The 20,036-nt window shown below is 49.1% G+C and carries 17 protein-coding genes; 5 read left to right on the forward strand and 12 right to left on the reverse strand.

From position 1 onward, the window contains the following. Position 1: 1 nt before the first annotated feature. Positions 2-1,669: an acyl-CoA synthetase FdrA gene (locus tag FQ015_RS22005; protein WP_160524498.1), complete on the reverse strand. Its 1,668-nt coding sequence runs from the start codon at positions 1,667-1,669 to the stop codon at positions 2-4. 316 nt (positions 1,670-1,985) lie between these two features. On the opposite strand from FQ015_RS22005, the gene allD reads away from it, so the two are divergent. The 3 genes from allD to allE are packed head-to-tail and all read left to right on the forward strand — an operon-like array spanning position 1,986 to position 5,088. Further along, positions 1,986-3,035 carry an ureidoglycolate dehydrogenase gene (gene allD, locus FQ015_RS22010; protein WP_088541942.1) on the forward strand — a complete coding sequence of 350 codons (1,050 nt, stop codon included), beginning with the start codon at positions 1,986-1,988 and terminating at the stop codon, positions 3,033-3,035. A gap of 21 nt (positions 3,036-3,056) precedes the next feature. Next, a complete protein-coding gene (gene allC, locus FQ015_RS22015; protein ID WP_160524499.1) occupies positions 3,057-4,292 on the forward strand; it encodes an allantoate deiminase in 1,236 nt (411 codons plus the stop codon). Between the two features lie 10 nt (positions 4,293-4,302). Then, positions 4,303-5,088, forward strand: a complete 786-nt coding sequence (gene allE, locus FQ015_RS22020) for a (S)-ureidoglycine aminohydrolase (protein WP_000540966.1) — start codon at positions 4,303-4,305, stop codon at positions 5,086-5,088. Positions 5,089-5,216: 128 nt separating this feature from the next. Here the strand turns inward: allE and glxK are convergent, their stop codons facing one another. The 9 genes from glxK to allA form a co-directional block, all read right to left on the reverse strand. Beyond that, positions 5,217-6,362 carry a glycerate 3-kinase gene (glxK, locus tag FQ015_RS22025; protein ID WP_039021573.1) on the reverse strand — a complete coding sequence of 382 codons (1,146 nt, stop codon included), beginning with the start codon at positions 6,360-6,362 and terminating at the stop codon, positions 5,217-5,219. A 21-nt stretch (positions 6,363-6,383) separates the two neighbouring features. Then, on the reverse strand, positions 6,384-7,685 hold the full coding sequence (locus tag FQ015_RS22030; protein WP_032302608.1) for a uracil/xanthine transporter: 1,302 nt from the start codon (positions 7,683-7,685) through the stop codon (positions 6,384-6,386). A gap of 56 nt (positions 7,686-7,741) precedes the next feature. Further along, the gene (gene allB / locus FQ015_RS22035; RefSeq protein WP_088541939.1) at positions 7,742-9,103 is read right to left on the reverse strand and encodes an allantoinase AllB; all 1,362 of its coding nucleotides are present in this window, start codon (positions 9,101-9,103) and stop codon (positions 7,742-7,744) included. 60 nt (positions 9,104-9,163) lie between these two features. Beyond that, positions 9,164-10,618 (reverse strand): allantoin transporter, encoded by a 1,455-nt coding sequence (locus FQ015_RS22040; protein WP_000401151.1) that lies wholly within the window; start codon positions 10,616-10,618, stop codon positions 9,164-9,166. Positions 10,619-10,787: 169 nt separating this feature from the next. Then, complete coding sequence (gene glxR / locus FQ015_RS22045) at positions 10,788-11,666, reverse strand: 2-hydroxy-3-oxopropionate reductase (RefSeq protein WP_039021571.1); 879 nt, start codon at positions 11,664-11,666, stop codon at positions 10,788-10,790. Positions 11,667-11,765: 99 nt separating this feature from the next. After that, positions 11,766-12,542 carry a hydroxypyruvate isomerase gene (hyi, locus tag FQ015_RS22050; RefSeq protein WP_160524500.1) on the reverse strand — a complete coding sequence of 259 codons (777 nt, stop codon included), beginning with the start codon at positions 12,540-12,542 and terminating at the stop codon, positions 11,766-11,768. A gap of 12 nt (positions 12,543-12,554) precedes the next feature. Next, on the reverse strand, positions 12,555-14,336 hold the full coding sequence (gcl, locus tag FQ015_RS22055; RefSeq protein WP_160524501.1) for a glyoxylate carboligase: 1,782 nt from the start codon (positions 14,334-14,336) through the stop codon (positions 12,555-12,557). An 89-nt stretch (positions 14,337-14,425) separates the two neighbouring features. Continuing rightward, a complete protein-coding gene (gene allR, locus FQ015_RS22060) occupies positions 14,426-15,241 on the reverse strand; it encodes an HTH-type transcriptional repressor AllR (protein WP_000141275.1) in 816 nt (271 codons plus the stop codon). A gap of 77 nt (positions 15,242-15,318) precedes the next feature. Continuing rightward, positions 15,319-15,801, reverse strand: a complete 483-nt coding sequence (allA, locus tag FQ015_RS22065; protein ID WP_160524502.1) for an ureidoglycolate lyase — start codon at positions 15,799-15,801, stop codon at positions 15,319-15,321. A 228-nt stretch (positions 15,802-16,029) separates the two neighbouring features. Between allA and allS the strand changes: the two genes are divergently transcribed. Continuing rightward, entirely contained in the window at positions 16,030-16,956 is a 927-nt protein-coding gene (gene allS / locus FQ015_RS22070; protein WP_000460135.1) for an HTH-type transcriptional activator AllS, read from the forward strand. A 68-nt stretch (positions 16,957-17,024) separates the two neighbouring features. Beyond that, entirely contained in the window at positions 17,025-18,119 is a 1,095-nt protein-coding gene (gene mnmH / locus FQ015_RS22075) for a tRNA 2-selenouridine(34) synthase MnmH (protein WP_039021569.1), read from the forward strand. 112 nt (positions 18,120-18,231) lie between these two features. Here mnmH and FQ015_RS22080 read toward each other — a convergent pair whose 3' ends face one another. Together FQ015_RS22080 and FQ015_RS22085 are read right to left on the reverse strand one after the other, a co-directional pair. After that, the gene (locus FQ015_RS22080; RefSeq protein ID WP_237427084.1) at positions 18,232-18,645 is read right to left on the reverse strand and encodes a hypothetical protein; all 414 of its coding nucleotides are present in this window, start codon (positions 18,643-18,645) and stop codon (positions 18,232-18,234) included. A 1,126-nt stretch (positions 18,646-19,771) separates the two neighbouring features. Next, positions 19,772-19,987 carry a hypothetical protein gene (locus FQ015_RS22085; RefSeq protein WP_000115621.1) on the reverse strand — a complete coding sequence of 72 codons (216 nt, stop codon included), beginning with the start codon at positions 19,985-19,987 and terminating at the stop codon, positions 19,772-19,774. Between the last annotated feature and the right edge of the window lie 49 nt (positions 19,988-20,036).

Consider the following 20,036-nt stretch of genomic DNA (forward strand, 5'->3'; position numbering starts at 1 on the left):
CTTATTGCAAACGTTCTAATAAACGAGCCAGTTTTTTATTGCCACCGGCGACTGGCGACCATTGGTAATGCACAACCGGTTTGCTGGCGCTTTGTAGTTCCAGCGCAAAGCTGCGTAACCCGATGTTAATCACGGCGACGTTTTCCAGTAGTGACGGTGTGTGTGGCTGTGTGGCAGGCGAGAGCGGATGAATTAACGCCGCTACCAGCAAGGTGGCTTCCGGCAGCGAACTCACTACCGCGATCCCCGCATCTTCCAGCGTGGCGATTTGTTGCGAGCGGCATTGCGGGTCACGTTCAGTGCCTGTCACTGTGGCAATGGCATACAGTGGTTGATTGTCTGAACGCGCGGCACAGGCTTTTTGCCAGGCGCTTACCAGCGAGGCTGCAGGATCGGTGGTCGCACCGAAGCCAATCACCACATCAAGCAGCAATACGCGCACTTGCGGTTTAGCGCCGAGATCGGCAATTAACTGGTTGCGTAAGGTTGGGTCGATCATCGGATGGGGACGCCCGACGGTGTAGAAATCATCGCCGAGGTCAATAATCTGGTGACCATCGGCGTCGAGCATCATGCCGTGATGATGGGTATCGTCGGCTACCACGCCAAGGTGCGCGGCGAGTAATCCCGCCGCTTCGGCGGCTAACGTACCGCCGGTATACAGGCCGCAAATAAATCCACTGCTGGCAGACGCTATCGCGTTACGTCGCGCCGTAACGCGTGAAAGCAGGCAAGCCAGGCGTGCAGCCTCATCCAGCGAGGAGGCAAACCAAACATTCTCGTCGCGGGCCACCGCCGGGATATAACCTAAAAACAGCGCCACCGTTGGTTTGCCGGTTGCTTTCATGGCATTAACAATTTTCAGACGCACAGCTTCGGCAGGTGGTTTTGAAACAAATGCCAGCAGTTCGCTTTTCGCATCGGTGCTTAACATTTCCAGCGCCGTTAGCGCACTGATGCCGCCCACTTCACGGCTGAGATCGCGCCCGCCAAGACCAATCGCGTGAGTAATTCCCTCACCTGCCAGCGCAATCTGTGAGCACAGCTCCTGAATCCCGGTACCGGAAGCGCCAATGACGCCAATGTTGCCTTCCGGCATCACGTTAGCAAAAGCCAGCGGCGTGGCGGCAATCATCGATGTACCGCAGTCCGGCCCCATCACCAGCAAACCTTTTTCCCGCGCGCGGGTTTTAAGTTGGATTTCATCTTCCAGCGTGACGTTATCGGAGAACATCATCACGTTGAGGTTGCGATCCAGCGCCTGATTCGCCAGTTCCGCCGCATACTCGCCAGCCACTGAAATCAGCGCCAGATTGGCATTGGGTAATTTCTGACAGGCACTGTCCCAGCGACGCACCAGCGTCAACGCCTGGCTGCTGCCCGTTCCCTGCGCCAGTTGTTTTAGCGCCTCTTCAAGCTGCTGCATAATCGCCTGCGCGATCCCCGCATCCGCCGCTTCGCTACGAATTGCCACGCAAATATCGTTCGGCGTGGCGTTATTAAAATCGTCATGCCAGAAACCTGTAGTCTCTAATAACGCTTTATTGGCGGGCGTACCCATCATTACGGAAACATCATCAACATTTTCTGATTCGCTGAGTTTTCGTGAAATAATCATTAAACTGACCGAATCCTGAAAACACCCTTTTTTAATAAAGGCGTGGATCATAACAACTCCTTAAAAATTGCACCCATGGCAATTGCACGAGCAGTGTTAATGTGGCGATTACGGTATCGATGACAACGAGTAAATAAGGTGATGAATATCACACAGACATTATTAACAAAAGAATTCAAATAACCGCCAGACTATTACGCGTTATTTTTTAATAAGCATAGTTGTTTTAAAAACCAGGTTAAAAGCGAGCGGATTATCAAATAAATTCTAACTATATTTTTTTGCCTGTCTGGATCACATAATCCAGATATTTTCCCTGTATGTTAATTGCAGTCATGCTTCACACCGTCGTTAAAAAGGAAGACAGATGAAAATCAGTCGGGAAACACTCCACCAGCTAATCGAGAATAAACTCTGCCAGGCTGGGTTAAAACGTGAGCACGCTGCAACCGTGGCTGAAGTATTGGTTTACGCCGATGCCAGAGGGATCCACTCTCATGGCGCGGTGCGCGTTGAATACTACGCAGAGCGCATATCAAAAGGCGGCACCAACCGCGAACCAGAGTTTCGTCTTGAAGAAACCGGACCGTGCTCGGCAATTTTACATGCTGACAATGCCGCCGGACAGGTCGCGGCAAAAATGGGTATGGAACATGCCATCAAAACCGCCCAGCAAAAAGGCGTTGCGGTGGTCGGTATCAGCCGGATGGGTCACAGCGGCGCAATCTCTTATTTTGTGCAGCAGGCAGCCCGCGCCGGATTGATTGGCATTTCGATGTGCCAGTCCGATCCAATGGTGGTGCCGTTTGGCGGCGCGGAAATTTACTACGGCACTAACCCACTGGCCTTTGCCGCGCCGGGAGAAGGCGACGAGATTCTTACTTTTGATATGGCGACTACCGTACAGGCATGGGGAAAAGTGCTCGACGCCCGCTCGCGCAATATGTCTATCCCGGATACCTGGGCGGTCGATAAAAACGGTGCACCAACCAGCGATCCCTTCGCGGTTAACGCCCTGCTCCCGGCTGCCGGACCGAAAGGTTATGGCCTGATGATGATGATCGACGTCCTCTCAGGCGTCTTACTCGGCTTACCGTTCGGGCGTCAGGTCAGTTCGATGTATGACGATTTACACGCCGGACGTAATTTGGGGCAATTACATGTAGTTATTAATCCGAACTTTTTCTCCTCCAGCGAATTATTCCGTCAACATCTTAGCCAGACCATGCGCGAATTAAATGCCATTACCCCCGCGCCCGGTTTTAACCAGGTTTATTATCCCGGACAGGATCAGGATATTAAGCAACGCAAAGCCGACGTCGAAGGCATCGAAATTGTTGATGATATTTACCAGTATTTAATTTCCGACGCGCTTTATAACACGTCATACGAAACGAAAAATCCCTTTGCGCAATAATTGTTGAGACAGGACTTTCTTATGATTACACATTTCCGTCAAGCCATAGAAGAAACGCTGCCCTGGCTTTCCTCTTTTAGCGCTGACCCAACGGGTGGAATGACCCGTTTACTTTATTCGCCGGAGTGGCTGGAAACCCAGCAGCAATTTAAAAAAAGAATGGCAGCAAGTGGGCTGGAAACACGTTTCGATGAAGTGGGGAATTTATACGGCCGCCTGAACGGCAGCGAATACCCCCAGGAAGTGATTCTGAGCGGTTCGCATATTGATACCGTGGTTAACGGCGGTAACCTCGACGGACAATTCGGCGCACTGGCGGCGTGGCTGGCGATTGACTGGCTGAAAACGCAATACGGCGCGCCGCTGCGAACGGTCGAAGTGGTGGCAATGGCGGAAGAAGAAGGCAGCCGCTTCCCGTATGTCTTCTGGGGCAGTAAAAATATCTTTGGGCTGGCGAATCCTGACGACGTACGGAATATCTGTGATGCCAAAGGAAATAGTTTTGTCGATGCAATGAAGGCTTGCGGATTTACTCTGCCGAACGCCCCACTAACTCCGCGTCAGGATATTAAAGCCTTTGTCGAACTGCATATCGAACAGGGCTGTGTGCTGGAAAGTAATGGGCAGTCAATTGGCGTGGTGAATGCAATTGTCGGGCAACGTCGCTATACGGTGACGCTGAACGGCGAATCAAACCATGCAGGCACCACGCCGATGGGTTATCGTCGTGATACGGTTTACGCTTTCAGTCGCATTTGCCATCAGTCAGTTGAGAAAGCGAAAAAGATGGGCGATCCGCTGGTGCTGACCTTTGGCAAGGTGGAGCCGCGCCCGAATACGGTGAATGTAGTGCCGGGTAAAACCACGTTCACTATTGATTGTCGTCATACCGACACTGCCGTGTTGCGCGATTTTACCCAACAGTTAGAAAACGACATGCGGGCGATTTGCGATGAAATGGACATTGGTATTGATATCGATTTATGGATGGACGAAGAACCTGTGCCGATGAACAAGGAACTTGTCGCCACCCTGACAGAATTGTGTGAAAGCGAAAAACTGAATTACCGGGTGATGCACAGTGGTGCCGGGCACGACGCACAAATTTTCGCGCCTCGCGTACCAACCTGCATGATTTTCATTCCCAGCATCAACGGGATCAGCCATAACCCGGCGGAACGCACCAATATTACCGACCTTGCCGAAGGGGTCAAAACGTTGGCACTCATGCTTTATCAACTTGCCTGGCAGAAATAAGGAGTTATAAATGGGATATTTAAATAACGTCACCGGTTACCGCGATGATTTACTGGCTAACCGTGCGATTGTGAAACACGGTAATTTCGCGCTGTTAACCCCGGACGGTCTGGTAAAAAATATTATTCCGGGCTTTGAAAATTGTGACGCGACAATCCTCTCCACGCCAAAGCTGGGGGCCTCTTTTGTTGATTATCTGGTCACACTGCATCAAAACGGGGGTAATCAGCAGGGCTTCGGTGGCAAAGGAATTGAAACATTCCTGTATGTGATTTCTGGAAATATCACTGCCGAAGCTGAAGGGAAAACATTTTCCTTAAGTGAAGGTGGCTATCTTTATTGCCCGCCGGGTTCCTTAATGACGTTTGTTAATGCTCAGGCCGAAGACAGCCAAATATTCTTGTATAAGCGCCGCTATGTTCCGGTAGAAGGCCATGCGCCGTGGCTGGTTTCTGGCAATGCCAGCGAACTGGAACGCATTCATTATGAAGGCATGGACGATGTTATTCTGCTGGATTTTCTGCCCAAAGAGTTAGGTTTTGATATGAACATGCATATCCTCTCTTTTGCGCCAGGTGCCAGCCACGGTTATATCGAAACTCACGTCCAGGAACACGGTGCCTATATTCTTTCCGGTCAGGGGGTTTATAACCTCGACAATAACTGGATCCCGGTGAAAAAAGGCGATTACATCTTTATGGGCGCTTATTCCTTACAGGCCGGTTATGGCGTAGGGCGTGGTGAAGCGTTTAGTTATATTTATTCGAAGGATTGTAACCGCGACGTTGAGATTTAAGTCATACCACACGCCTGATTATTTTTAGCTATGTTGGATTTTGCCACGGTTTATACCGTGGCTTTTTTTGTAGTCAATTCAGGTAAAAAAAGATGCGATATAAATCGCATCCGCTTTAAAGGTAAGAGTCAGTTTTTAATTCCCTGACCTATTTTAATGGCGCAGGCAATATTTCGCGCACTGTTGAAGAGATTGGTTTCACCGCTTGCAAGCACTTCGGCTAAAGGTGCCAGACGTGGCAAAATGCTGAATACCGCGTCAATGCCGTACTGGTGCACCACTTCCACACCATCACCCAATACACCAGCAATCCCAATCACCGGGACATTAAACTGCTTCGCCACCGACGCCACGCCCAGCGGTGCTTTACCGCCTGCCGTTTGCGAGTCGATGCGTCCTTCCCCGGTGATCACCAGCGCTGCGCCCTGCACCGCCTGCTCCAGGTTGACCGCCCGCAGTACAATCTCAATACCCGGTTTAATATCCGCATTGAGGAATACCGCTGCGGCAATTCCCATGCCTCCGGCAGCACCGCCGCCCGCCATCTGGCAGACGTTGATTTCAGTTAGCTGTTGTAAAACACGGGCGTAATTTTGCAGCCCCTGTTCCAGCTCTTCGACCATTTCTGGCGTCGCCCCTTTTTGCGGGCCAAACACCGCCGCCGCGCCGCGTGCCCCTACCAACGGATTATCTACATCGCACGCTACTTCAATATGGCAGTTCGCCAGACGCGGATCGCATTCATCCATCTCAATACTTGCCACGCGTGCTAAATTGCCGCCGTTAGCCGCCAGCACCTGACCGTCGGCATCAAGGAAACGCACACCGAGCGCCTGCGCCATGCCCATACCGCCGTCGACCGTCGCGCTACCACCAATGCCGAGAATAATATGGCGAATGCCGTTATCCAGCGCATGGCGAATTAACTCCCCCGTACCAAAACTGGAGGCCAGCAACGGATTACGCTTTTCAGGCGCGACCAGCATCAGGCCGCTTGCCGCAGCCATCTCAATCACCGCCGTTTTCCCGTCGCCGGTAAGGCCATAAAAAGCATTCACTGTTTCGCCCATCGGCCCACAGACTTCAAGCGTCACAATGTTGCCGCCCGTCGCGGCGACCATCGCATCCACCGTTCCTTCGCCGCCATCCGCTATCGGCAAACAGATATAGTGCGCATCGGGAAATATGGTCGAAAACCCGGCTTTAATTGCCTGACAACATTTTTCTGCACTTAAGCTCTCTTTAAACGAGTCTGGCGCAATGACAATCTTCATTATCAATCCTTTTTCAAAAAATTATTCTATACGTTCCCACGGAATAAGATTATCCATAAGAACAGCCAGTAAAATTCCGACCAGTAAGCCGTTACTGAGCAGAGGGCGAAGCGTTAATGGAAGGTCTTGCAGATACACAGGCGGTAATGCCATTAAAAATATGCCGACAAATAACGGCAATGCGAGTCGATAAATATTGCGAGCAGTAAATGTTATTTGTTGGCTAAATACCAGCGCGGAAAAGAGTAAAGGCAGATAAGAAACTAGCATGACCGCGCTACTCACCGGTAAGGGGATACTACAAAACAGTCGCGTGAGTGCCGGAACCAGTGCCACCAGCAGGCAAATAACGCTGCCATAAATAAACGAACGCCGCGTGTAATCGCCAGTCTGGGTTAATAAACCAATGGATGAAACAAACGGTGAAAATGGAATTACCGCCAGCGGCACGGTTATCAGCGTCATAAATCCGGTCGCCACAAAGCTGCGACGATAACGCGTATTCCCCGCGCCCTGTTGCGGATAAAAAACATCCGTGCCACGAATCGCACCGTAGGTATTGCTGATATTTACCAGACCTGTAATCACCGCCGTCAGAATAATCCCCGGCAACAAAGCACCGCCACTGCCAAGCGGGAACCACTGCCAGTGCAACTCACCGGAAAGCGAGTGCGAAGAAGGAAAGCAAAAGTACCACAACAACCAGCCGGTTATCGTACCAACCAGTAAGCCGTAACGGGCAAAACGTTGCGGCAGAAAAATAATCATTGCCAGTACCAGGCACATCACCGCGACCGAGAGCGCGAACGGCGGTAACTGAATTTTAAAATTCGGGTCGGCTATGCCAAACGGCAGGCCGAGCATACCTTTGAAAAAGATAGTGGTCAGCTGCGCGCCCAGCATCAACATAAACAAGACCATCACAGACGGCGTAAATAACCGCGCCAGGCGATGACCTAATCCGCTAAAACCAATCAACATCGTCAGCACGCCAGAAATCGCAATCCCCACCGCCAGACTGGTAGCGATATCGTTGATCGGGGTCCCGCGCGATGCTTCGCCAAGGGTGATAGTAAGGATGGTTCCCCACCACAGGCCGCCCGGACCTTCCATAATAGCGCGACGATGACCGCAGAACGCCTGAGCGAAACAGGCCAGCGCGGTAGCAAGAAAAGCATATTGCGTGAGCGTAAGCAGGCTACTTTGCGGCAACTGAAAAGCCGAAAGTAGCGTAGGAGGAACCACAACCGTGTTGCAAAAAATAAAGAAAAACCACTGAAATCCTGATAACAGGCTTTCACGGCTCACTGCAAAATTGAACATAAACACACCTTAACCGGAGAATGCCCGCCGCAAGGACGGGCATTGCAGGGGCCAGATTACTGCTGATGTTTAAGGATAAATTGACCTTTCGGCGCAACAGGGAAACCCTGTTCGATGTCGTAAATCACATCACCCCGTAAGAGGGTTTTCGTGATACGCGCGCCAATGGTACGGCCAACATACGGGCTGACTTTGTGGCGATATTCCAGATCGTCATTGGTAAGAACATAGCTGCTATTCGGCTGAATGAAGACGAAGTCGGCATCTTTTCCTGGGGCGATCCGGCCTTTTTGCTGCAAACCGAAAATATCTGCTGCGTTAGTCGCCATTAATTTGCCGAACATCGGCAGAGACATACCACGTTTCTGTACTGCTTCATCGAACATCACGTCCATGCAGCTTTGCAGACCGGCGATACCGCCCCATGCTTTCATGATGTTGCCTGCTTTCATTTCCGGCGGGCATGGAGAGTGGTCGGAAACCAGGCAGTCGATTTCACCGTTAAACAGTTTTTCCCACATGCCTTTCTGGTTTTCCAGATCGCGGATCGGTGGTGAACACTTCGCCAGAGTACCGATTTCTTCGAACTGATCGGTATCCAGTACAAAGTAATGCGGGCAGGATTCACAGGTAACGTCCTGGCCTTCCTGACGCGCACGAGTCACCTCTTCAACACCTTCCGGGCTGCTGATGTGGCAAACGTGCAGACGGCAACCGGCGACTTTCGCCAGGTACAGTACGCGGCGAATCGCTTCCACTTCGGTAAATACCGGACGCGAAGCCACATAGTCATGTGCGGTTACGCGACCTTCACGTTTCGCTTCTTCGCCCAGTTCGTCACAGATCAGCGCGTTTTCGCAGTGCACCAGCACTGGCTGACCCAGTTCGCCCAGCTTCTGTGCGCCTTTGAAAAACTGCCAGTCGTTTACGTCACGGAAGTCGTTGTCGATACCGCGATCGCCACAGGTTGCAACGAAGCATTTGAAGCCGACAACGCCCACTTCATCCAGCTCATGCAGACGGTCGATGTTGTAAGACACCAGGCCACCGAGTTGCGCCGCATCGATAGTCAGCTTGCCTTTAGCGGCATCAAACTTCAGTTCAATCGATGCGCGGTCAACCGTTGCAGGCAGCTGGTTGAGCGGCATTTCGATCATGGTGGTGATACCACCTTTTGCCGCTGCGCGAGTACCCGTTTCATAACCTTCCCAGTGGCTACGACCCGGTTCAGAAATATGGGTGTGCGCATCAACCATGCCTGGCGAAACCACCAGACCAGACGCATCCATAACTTCTATTGCATCGCCCAGATCCTGACCGATAGCAGCAATTTTTCCGCCTTTAACGGCGATATCTACAACGCGAGCTTCGTTTTCTAAAATAACGGTGCCGTTTTTAATGATTAAATCAAAAGACATAACAAACTCCTTGTAAAATACAGATTGGTTTTTTAACTCAATGTTCAATATCGGGATTAATTAACCTGTGACTTTTTGTTCTCCTGTTTTTTCTGCTGCAGTACGTTTCTTTAATAAGGCGTAGGCCGCAAAGGCGACAATAACGCCGACAAACCATGAAACGCGTGATAAAGGCTCCATGAACGGAATAAATTTACCACCGAGAGATAAAATAACGGCGACCAAAGTTACTGAGAACGCGGTAAGGTTAAAGCCGTTATCGTAATATTTGAAATCCCCTGCTGCGGTATACAGTTCATCAAGATTAATTTGTCCGCGCATCACCACAAAATAATGCGCCATCATCACACCAATTACTGGACCCAGCATTCCGCCGATAATATCGAGGAACAGATAAATGCTGTCCTGATTTTCCATTAATTTCCACGGACAGATCAGCAAACTGATAATACTGGCAATCAGTACGCCGTTTTTATAGGTCAGTTTCGTCGGTGCAATAGCGGCTATCTGATAACCAGCCGGAATAATATTACCGGTGGCGTTAGTGGAGATAGTCGTCATCAGAATAACCAGTACCGCAAAGAACGAGGCAAACAGGCTATCCCAACGCTGAACAATATCCAGCACGTTCCAGGTGTCAGCGCCGTAGTGAATACTGGCTCCGGCAATAATACATACCCCGGCGACCGCAAACAGAATATAGGCCACAACTAAACCCAGCGTTTGCCCCAGCGCCTGCTCACGAAACGAGTGGGCGTTTTGCGTAAAGTCGGATGCGCTCACCGCCGGTGCCGCCCAGACCGCAACTACCGCGTTAATCACCACCAGGAACAGGAAGCCACCGTTTTCTGCTTTCTGAATACCGCTCGGAATGTAGTCAAAGATTGGACCGATCCCGACCAGCGAAATCGCCCAAATCGCCATACCGCCGAAGACAACATAGATACACGGGTTAAGAATGGCGGTGAATTTATTTAAAACTTTGCCACCACCGAAACCGATTCCGACGTTCACCAGCCAGAAGAGTAAGAAAGTGATTAAGCCCGGTAGAGAAAGCCCTAACAGGGTAAAATCACCACCGAGAGTTAAAAATCCCGGCCAGATTTTGCCAATCAGGATCAAGCAGGCCAGCGATCCGGCGTAACATTGCAGGCCAAACCACATAATGGCAGCAATCCCGCCTCTTAATAATCCGGGAAACAGTGCACCACGTACGCCATAAGAAGCACGCAGGATCATGGCAAAAGGCACTCCGTATTTACTGCCCGCAGCACCGTTTAATACCATTACCGCGGCAATGAAAAAGGCGCTGAGGATAATTGCCAGCATAATACTAAAGGTAGACAAGCCGAGAATAAAAAAGCCGCCGACCATCACATAATTGGGAACGTTATGAACCGAACCCATCCATAAGGTAAAATAGTTAAATGTTTTCCAGGTCCGCTGGCTTTGCGTTTTCGGCAATAGATCTTCGCTATAGCCGCGTTGCTGGAATAGTTTTCTCTGATGTTCCATAAATCCCTCTTAATTTCACGTATCGAATAACGTCTTTTTAATCTAGCTATGAGGAACAAATAAAATAAAAATATTATTTTTAATACTGAAGCAACATCTTTGGCTGCTTTCTTTTTTTAATATTGCTGGCCGATTCATTTTCTGATATCGGCCATTTTTATTGCGGGTATCAGGCCAGTTTATGGTTAGCCATTAATTCCAGCGCCTGCACTAACGCAGAGTGATCCAACTGGCTGCCACCGTTTGCCGCACAGGTATTAAATAACTCCTGGCAGGTCGCGGTGTTTGGCAGGTTCAGCGCCAGTGCTTTCGCACTTTGCAGTGCCAGGTTGAGATCTTTCTGGTGCAGCGCAATTTTAAAACCTGGATTAAAGGTGCGTTTAATCATGCGCTCACCGTGAACTTCCAGAATACGTGAGGAAGCAAAGCCGCCCATCAGCGCCTGCCGCACCCGTACCGGATCCGCTCCGGCTTTTGAAGCAAACAGCAGGGCTTCAGAAACCGCTTCAATATTGAGCGCCACGATAATCTGATTTGCCACTTTGCAGGTCTGGCCGTCGCCGTTACCGCCCACGAGGGTGATATTTTTACCGAGCAATTCAAACAGCGGTTTAACACGTTCAAATACCGCTTCGTCGCCGCCAACCATAATCGACAACGTCCCTTCACGCGCGCCGATTTCACCGCCGGAGACGGGCGCATCGAGATAATCGCCGCCCAGTTCATTCACCTGACGAGCGAAACGTTTAGTTTCGATCGGGGAAATGGAGCTCATATCAACAATGGTTTTGCCCTGGAGCGACGTTTTTGCACAACCATTTTCACCAAACAGAACTTCTTCAACCTGTGGCGTATCCGGCACCATAATAAAAATGATGTCCGATGCTTCCGTTACCTGGCGCGCAGTTTCAACACTGACGGCACCCAGTGACAGTAATTCATCAACAACCGGACCAATGGTTGTGACATGCAGTTGATGACCGGCACGCGCCAGATTAATGGCCATCGGTGTACCCATAATGCCTAAGCCAATAAATCCCAGTTTCATAATTAACCTCTATTAAATTTCGCTTTTCCTGAATTCAGACAACACGATCCCCTGCCAACTTAGCGGCCTAAAAAAGCATTGCCTGAACAGCGTTACGTTTTAACGGTACGGATCCATCCAGTGTAAACCGGCTTCCGTGGTGGTTTGGGGTTTATATTCACACCCAACCCAACCGTTGTAGTCAGAATTTTCAATTACCGTAAAGAGATACTCATAATTAATTTCTCCGGTTCCCGGTTCGCCGCGATGCGGATTATCGGCAATTTGCAGGTGGCCAATTTTATCGGCCCATTGAGTCATAGTGTTGGTTAATTCACCTTCCATCCGCTGCATATGATAAATGTCATACTGAATTTTCAAATTGCAGCAACCAACATCATCAATCAATTTCAGCGCCTGTTGAGTTCCGGTGAGATGGAAACCAGGAATATCAAAATGGTTGATAGGTTCAATCAGTAATAAAATATCTTCTTTCATCAGCATATTCGCGGCATAACGCAGGTTTTCTACAAGCGTTGCGTGAATCTGTTCACTGCTGAAACCAGCCGGCGTTTTACCGACCAGACAGTTAATTTTTTTATTACCCAGCGCACGAGCATAACGAATCGCTGCTGCTACGCCATCCCGAAACTCTTCTTCACGGCCAGGAATACAAGCAATACCCCGCTCGCCCGCCGCCCAGTCACCTGCCGGTAAATTGTGCAGCGTATGTTCGAGTTTATTACTCGCCAGCACCTGTTTTAATTCTTCAATGTCGTAGTCATAAGGGAACATAAATTCAACGCCGCGAAAACCACACTGCGCAGCTTTCTCAAAACGGGCGAGAAAATCATATTCACCAAATAACATCGATAAATTAGCAGAGAAACGTAACATTATTTATCTCCCTTATTCATAGTGCATGAAGCAGGTTTCAGTCGGTGCGTCCGCTGCGTTATCGGCGATATCTTCAAATTCCATGACGTTATCCAGTTCGCTGCCCATCGAAATATTGGTCACACGCTCGAGAATAACTTCCACGACTACCGGTACCCGATATTGCGCCATTAAGGCTTTCGCCTGTTCAAAGGCCGGTGCAATATCTTCCGGTTTGAAGACACGAATCGCTTTACAACCTAAACCTTCCGCTACTTTTACGTGGTCGACGCCGTAACCGTTCACTTCGCTGGAGTTAATATTTTCGAATGCGAGCTGTACGCAGTAATCCATATCAAAGGCGCGTTGCGACTGACGAATCAGGCCGAGATAGGCGTTATTGACCAGCACATGGATGTACGGAATGTTGAACTGCGCGCCAACGGCTAACTCTTCAATCAGGAACTGGAAGTCGAAGTCACCGGAAATCGCCACCACATTGCGCTCTGGATCAGCGGCACAAACCCCCAGCGCCGCCGGAATCGTCCAGCCCAGCGGGCCTGCCTGTCCACAGTTGATCCAGTGGCGGTCTTTAAAGACATGCAGCATTTGTGCCGCAGCGATTTGTGACAGACCAATGGTAGTGACATAACAAACATCGCGACCAAAGGCTTTGTTCATCTCTTCATACACGCGCTGCGGTTTCACCGGCACATTGTCGAAGTGGGTTTTGCGCAGCAAAGTGCGTTTGCGCTGCTGGCAGTCGGCGACCCATTCTTTACGACACGGCAGACGACCCGCTTTTTGCATCTCCTGCGCCACTTCAACCAGCAGTGTCAGCGCCGCTTTAGCATCAGAGACAATGCCGAGATCCGGACACAGCACGCGACCAATTTGCGTCGGCTCAATATCGATATGAACGATTTTGCGCCCTTCGGTGTATTTCTCTACCGAACCGGTATGACGATTGGCGAAACGGTTACCGATACCAAACACCAGGTCGGACGCCAGCAGCGTTGCGTTACCGTAACGATGCGCGGTTTGCAGACCCACCATCCCGGCCATCAGTTCATGATCGTCCGGGATACAGCCCCAGCCCATCAGCGTTGGGATCACCGGAACGCTGGTCAGTTCAGCGAACTGTTGTAACAGTGCAGCTGCGTCAGCATTGATGACCCCGCCCCCGGCAACAATCACCGGACGTTCAGCCTGGATTAACATTTCGACCGCTTTTTCAATCTGCATACGGCTGGCAGCAGGTTTATAGACCGGCAGCGGTTCGTACATGTCAGGATCAAACTCGATTTCCGCCACCTGAACGTCGAACGGTAAATCCACCAGTACCGGACCCGGACGACCAGAACGCATCAGGTGAAATGCCTGTTGCAGCACGCGAGGCACCAGCGCCGCTTCACGAACTGTAACCGCCATTTTGCTGACCGGTTTAGCAATTGCTTCAATATCTACGGCCTGAAAATCTTCTTTATGCAGACGAGCACGCGGTGCCTGACCAGTGATGCACAAAATAGGAATGGAATCAGCAGAAGCGGAATAGAGCGCGGTGATCATGTCCGTGCCCGCTGGACCGGAAGTCCCCAGACATACGCCGATATTCCCTGCCGTTGCGCGGGTATAACCTTCCGCCATGTGCGAAGCACCTTCCACATGACGCGCCAGAATGTGACGAATACCGCCGTGCTTACGCATCGCTGAGTAGAACGGATTGATTGCAGCTCCCGGAACGCCGAAGGCGGTGGTAATACCTTCTTTCTCCAGCACATACATTGCCGCGTCAACGGCTCTCATTTTTGCCATTTTATTCCTACCTCTATTAATTGGAAAAATTTTCCAACTTTCAAATTTTGTCAAAAAAACCCGCTCCGCAGAGCGGGATGCGACAGACACTATGGATGTGCTTTCAGTCCCAACGCCGTGCTGATATCGCGGGCGGTGTCTCTGACCAGCTCACCCTGACTGACAAAACGATCTTCTGTCAGTCTTGATGAAGGCCCGGAGATGGAGATAGCGGCAACAACGCTACCTACATCATCGTAAATTGCTGAAGCTATGCAATTCAGACCTACAACATGCTCTTCTTTATCTACGGTATAGCCCAGTTCACGCGCTTGTTCCAGGTCCTTCAGCAAGGTGGGCATATCCACAAGCGTAGTTGGCGTAAACTGCTGCAAACCGGTTTGCAGAATGATGCTCATCAACTCCTCTTCCGCCAGCGGATAAAGCAGCGCCTTGCCCGCACCGGAAGCATGCAGCGGCAGACGACTGCCCAGTGGCGCACACATCCTGACCATCGATTTACACTCTAACTGACCAATTAATACTGCTTCATTGCCGTTACGGATCGCGACATTGACCGTTTCGCCGGAAAGTAACATCAGGCGGCGCATAAACGGCCCGGCGACGGAGAGGACATCGCGGTTATGGATGTACGCCGCACCGACGTTAAAGACACCTAATCCTATATGCCACCAGCCTAACTGACTGTCCTGATAGACAAAATCCGCTGCCTGTAAAACCTTCAGCAAGCGAAAGGTCGTGGAGAGCGGCAAATCCAGATTGAGAGAAATATCGCTAACCGACGAACTTCCCCCACTTTTTTCCAGATATTGCAGAATCGCAATTCCCCGCTCTAACGCCTGTGCGCCCTTCTGTGCCACAGGCTCCGCCTGTCCTGGCCTGCCGCGCCGTCTAACTTCCGTCATACCTACGTTAACTCCGACCTACAAGTGAGCATAAACAATGAACAATTAATTTATCTTATGCAAGTCGGTTGCAGGCGTCACGCAAAACAGAGTTCCTGTTCAGGAATACTTTCAACATCACAGTTGTCACTGCCGCCGCGATCGATGGTCAGAAAATCGGTGACGCGCTGCCAGGCAAAAAGTGGGTGATGCCAGACGTTACGATGGTAATTCACTCCCTGTTCGCCGTTGGTAATAAACGCCCGCAGGGTTGACAGGTCTGGTTTGTCGTCACCTAACGCCACGACCACCACAAACACTTCCCCTTTCATCGGAATAAAGGCCTGAGTGCCCAGCGGATGACGTTCGAGTTCGTGAATGGTCAGCGGCAGATTGGCCGGTTGCGCGCGGTTAATGCTGATAAGCGTACGGTCTTGCTCAAGAATCTCAACCAGCGCCAAATCGTGGTAACGCTCCACCAGGCCATTGTTAATATGGAAAAAATCCCGTTGCTGCGTTTCTATTACGTCGCCATAAACACTGAAGGCTTCCTGACTTAACGGTAATACCTGAAGTTTCATCTTTTTGTCCTTGTAACATAATTCCGTTCAACCACCGCCGACCGGACAATGTGGTTCAATAACAGGCAATCTAAAACCTTAAGAGAACAACATCAACACAAAAGTTGGAATATTTTTCCAAAACTAGATTTAGCCCACAAATCACACAGGGTTATCATGTGAAAATACAGGTAAATCAAAGGACAGGAAAATCACGCAACCTGCGGATTTAAAAGGGGATACCTGAAGATGTTCGATCCAGAAACTTTGCGGACTTTCATTGCGGTTGCTGAAACAGGAAGTTTTTCAAAAGCGGCAGAACGACTATGTAAAACCACGGCGACGATCAGCTATCGCATTAAACTTCTGGAAGAGAATACCGGAGTGGCGCTGTTTTTCCGCACGACTCGCAGCGTGACGTTGACAGCGGCTGGCGAGCATCTACTTTCTCAGGCCAGAGACTGGCTGAGCTGGCTGGAAAGTATGCCCAGCGAGCTGCAACAGGTGAATGATGGCGTGGAACGCCAGGTGAATATTGTCATCAACAACCTGCTCTACAACCCCCAGGCCGTCGCCCAGCTGCTGGCGTGGCTGAATGAACGTTACCCCTTTACCCAGTTTCACATCTCCCGACAAATCTATATGGGCGTCTGGGACTCGCTATTGTACGAAGGTTTTTCACTGGCTATCGGCGTCACGGGAACCGAGGCGCTGGCAAATACCTTTAGTCTTGATCCCTTAGGATCGGTGCAATGGCGCTTTGTCATGGCGGCGGATCATCCGCTGGCGAAAGTTGAAGAGCCGCTAACAGAAGCGCAGTTGCGGCGCTTTCCGGCGGTTAATATTGAAGACAGCGCCCGCACCTTAACCAAGCGCGTCGCCTGGCGTTTGCCGGGGCAAAAAGAGATTATTGTTCCCGATATGGAAACGAAAATCGCCGCCCATCTGGCGGGCGTTGGCATTGGTTTTTTGCCAAAATCACTTTGCCAGTCAATGATCGATAATCAACAACTGGTCAGCCGGGTAATCCCAACGATGCGCCCTCCTTCGCCATTGAGTCTAGCATGGCGCAAATTTGGCAGTGGCAAAGCGGTAGAAGATATTGTGACCTTGTTTACTCAGCGCAGGCCGGAAATCAGCGGATTTTTAGAAATTTTCGGCAACCCACGCAGTTAAAAATCAAGTTTCCTTGCGCGTTGGCGCGTAAAATAGCGCGCAAGCTGATTTGAGGTTCACTTTTAACTATGCAAGAGAGACACACGGAACAGGACTATCGTGCCCTGCTGATTGCTGATACGCCCATTATTGATGTTCGCGCCCCCATCGAGTTTGAGCAAGGCGCAATGCCCGCCGCTATCAACCTGCCGTTAATGAATAACGATGAACGCGCCGCCGTTGGCACCTGCTATAAACAGCAAGGGTCAGACGCGGCGCTGGCGCTGGGGCATAAACTGGTGGCGGGTGAAATTCGTCAGCAGCGCATGGACGCCTGGCGGGCAGCATGCCTGCAAAACCCGCAAGGTATTCTCTGCTGCGCCCGTGGCGGTCAACGTTCGCACATTGTGCAACGCTGGCTGCATGAAGCGGGGATTGATTATCCGCTGGTGGAAGGCGGTTATAAGGCACTGCGCCAGACGGCGATTCAGGCGACTATTGAACTGGCACAAAAACCGATAGTGCTGATTGGCGGTTGTACCGGCTGCGGTAAAACGCTGTTAGTGCAACAACAGCCGAACGGTGTTGATCTGGAAGGGCTGGCGCGTCATCGCGGTTCGGCGTTTGGTCGCACGTTGCAACCGCAACTTAGCCAGGCGAGTTTTGAAAATCTGCTGGCTGCCGAAATGCTAAAAACCGATGCCCGTCAGGATTTGCACCTGTGGGTGCTGGAAGATGAAAGCCGGATGATCGGTTCGAATCACCTGCCGGAATGCCTGCGCGAGCGAATGACTCAGGCGGCGATTGCGGTGGTAGAAGATCCGTTTGAGATCCGTCTTGAACGCCTGAACGAAGAGTATTTCTTGCGTATGCATCATGATTTTACCCATGCGTACGGCGACGAACAGGGCTGGCAGGAGTATTGCGAATACTTGCATCACGGACTTTCGGCGATTAAGCGTCGGCTGGGGTTACAGCGATATAACGAACTGGCTGCAAGGCTGGATGCTGCGCTGACAACGCAACTCACCACCGGCAGCACCGACGGTCATCTGGCCTGGCTGGTGCCGCTGCTTGAAGAATATTACGACCCGATGTATCGCTATCAGCTTGAGAAAAAAGCGGAAAAAGTTGTCTTTCGCGGTGAGTGGGCGGAAGTGGCGGAGTGGGTGAAGGCTCAGTGATGGGCGGAATAATTCCTGCTTCATAAAGGTTGTTTAGCCGGATGTGTGATGTCACCATCCGGTTTAAGGTTTTCTTTCTCATAAATCAAACAATTGCTGCTCTTCTTTAATTTCAATCATTGCTCTGAGCAAAATCTATAGCATCTATTACTCGCTGATTCTTTTTATTGATTAATAAAAATTCTACACAATTTAATATCTCTTCAAGCTTGTGTTTACCGAGGGTTTCTTTTACATCAGATAGCATAATTTCAAGATCTGCCACATGGTCTTTTGCGTTATTAGAAAGATCAAGGGAAAGGTAGCGTGTTTTTAACAAATCGATTGCATTGTCTGGGGCAACATGCAAAAGAATTTCGTAAGCTTTTAAATGAAATATTTTACTCTTTACTAAAAACTCCAGCATTGAAATATCTTCAGGAGATAAACTCTGGTTAAATCCATTTTGCTTTACGTTATAATCTCTTATGTCATGCCATAATTTATTATGTATATTTATGAATTGTATTAACGTATCACTTAACATATTCTGATTTTCCTCAATTTACTTTATAAGGCAGATGGTATTCATCTATAATTTCACAATCAATACAAACACGTCACGATCCATCCATTCTTCTGTCATCAGGCCTCATCATATGTATATTCTCAAATAGCAAAAATTTTATTATCGTGGATAATTAGCCTCCTATTTTTGTCTGAAATCCTTTGACTCAACAGAATTTTTTAATAGTCCATACACCTCCGAGTCAGAATATGTTTCGTGAACAGGAATTCCATTTTCAAGACACTATATTGCAAAAAAAAGTCGAGATGCGTCTCACCAAAATAGTCTTCTACTAAAAATGTGATGAGATATAAATCACGAGATATATCCACCTTTTGAGTTAACAGTTACAGACGTTATAATATTATCCTTTATCCAGATATCAACAAAAAAGTCTTTACCACAATAAAGACATTCACAATATCCTTCAGAGATAAAATCGTCCTTAAGTTTATTTCTGGTTATATTAATAAGTTTATCGCCAGGATTGTAATGTATTAAATTTCCAGATGGCACAAACATCTCAATTTCACACTGTCCTGACGTTCCACATCGAGGGCAAACGCACCATGCTTTCAATAAATCATAATTCGACATTATATTACCTTAATTTATTCCACATCAACATCTCCCCCTTGTAAACCTCTACTAAACCTCCCTTCCCATAAAATACAAAGAGATGATTGTACTGTTAAACATACATTCACAAAACTCAGGGGAAGAAAAATGACCATCAGTCAAAAATAAAGATAGTTTGCTTAGGGCGAAATCTATTGAATCAAGCGACAAGTATAATTTTATTACTAGTGAGTCCTGTATCAGGACATCATCTTCATTGGACGATTGTAAAAGTAGTAAATTTTTATACGCTACAGGTGATATGTTTTCCAGTCTGATAGGTTTGCTTGCTCCCGTCTCCAATAAACTATAAAGAGCACAAACCATCTCATGAGCATCATCTTTCTCAAAATGTAAATGAAACCCGCCCAGAGATTTATTAGCAATCATAATACGTTTCTAAAGTTGATTTGAAATTTTGCATTTCATGCTCATCAAAAAAATAAATATATTTTAACTACAAAGCAAACATCACAGCGCATAGCGGTTAATATTCTACCTTAACGACTTTCATTCCTCTTTCAATCATACCATTAATTAATTGATAATACTCTTTATCCCCTACATCTACTATTAGAACATGTCCGGTAAGTTCATTGATGAATAAATACTCAGGTTCCTCATCTGTACCAGCATTTGAAATAACCCAACCTGGATCAGTACCATCTATAAAAAACTCCCACTCTTTAAAATTAACACTCATTTAATCCTCCTTTTTATACTCGCAAGAAAAGGAGAGTATCGTTTCTAAC

This window comes from Escherichia sp. HH26CH (genome assembly GCF_009820205.1).
GTDB classification, from domain to species: domain Bacteria; phylum Pseudomonadota; class Gammaproteobacteria; order Enterobacterales; family Enterobacteriaceae; genus Escherichia; species Escherichia coli_F.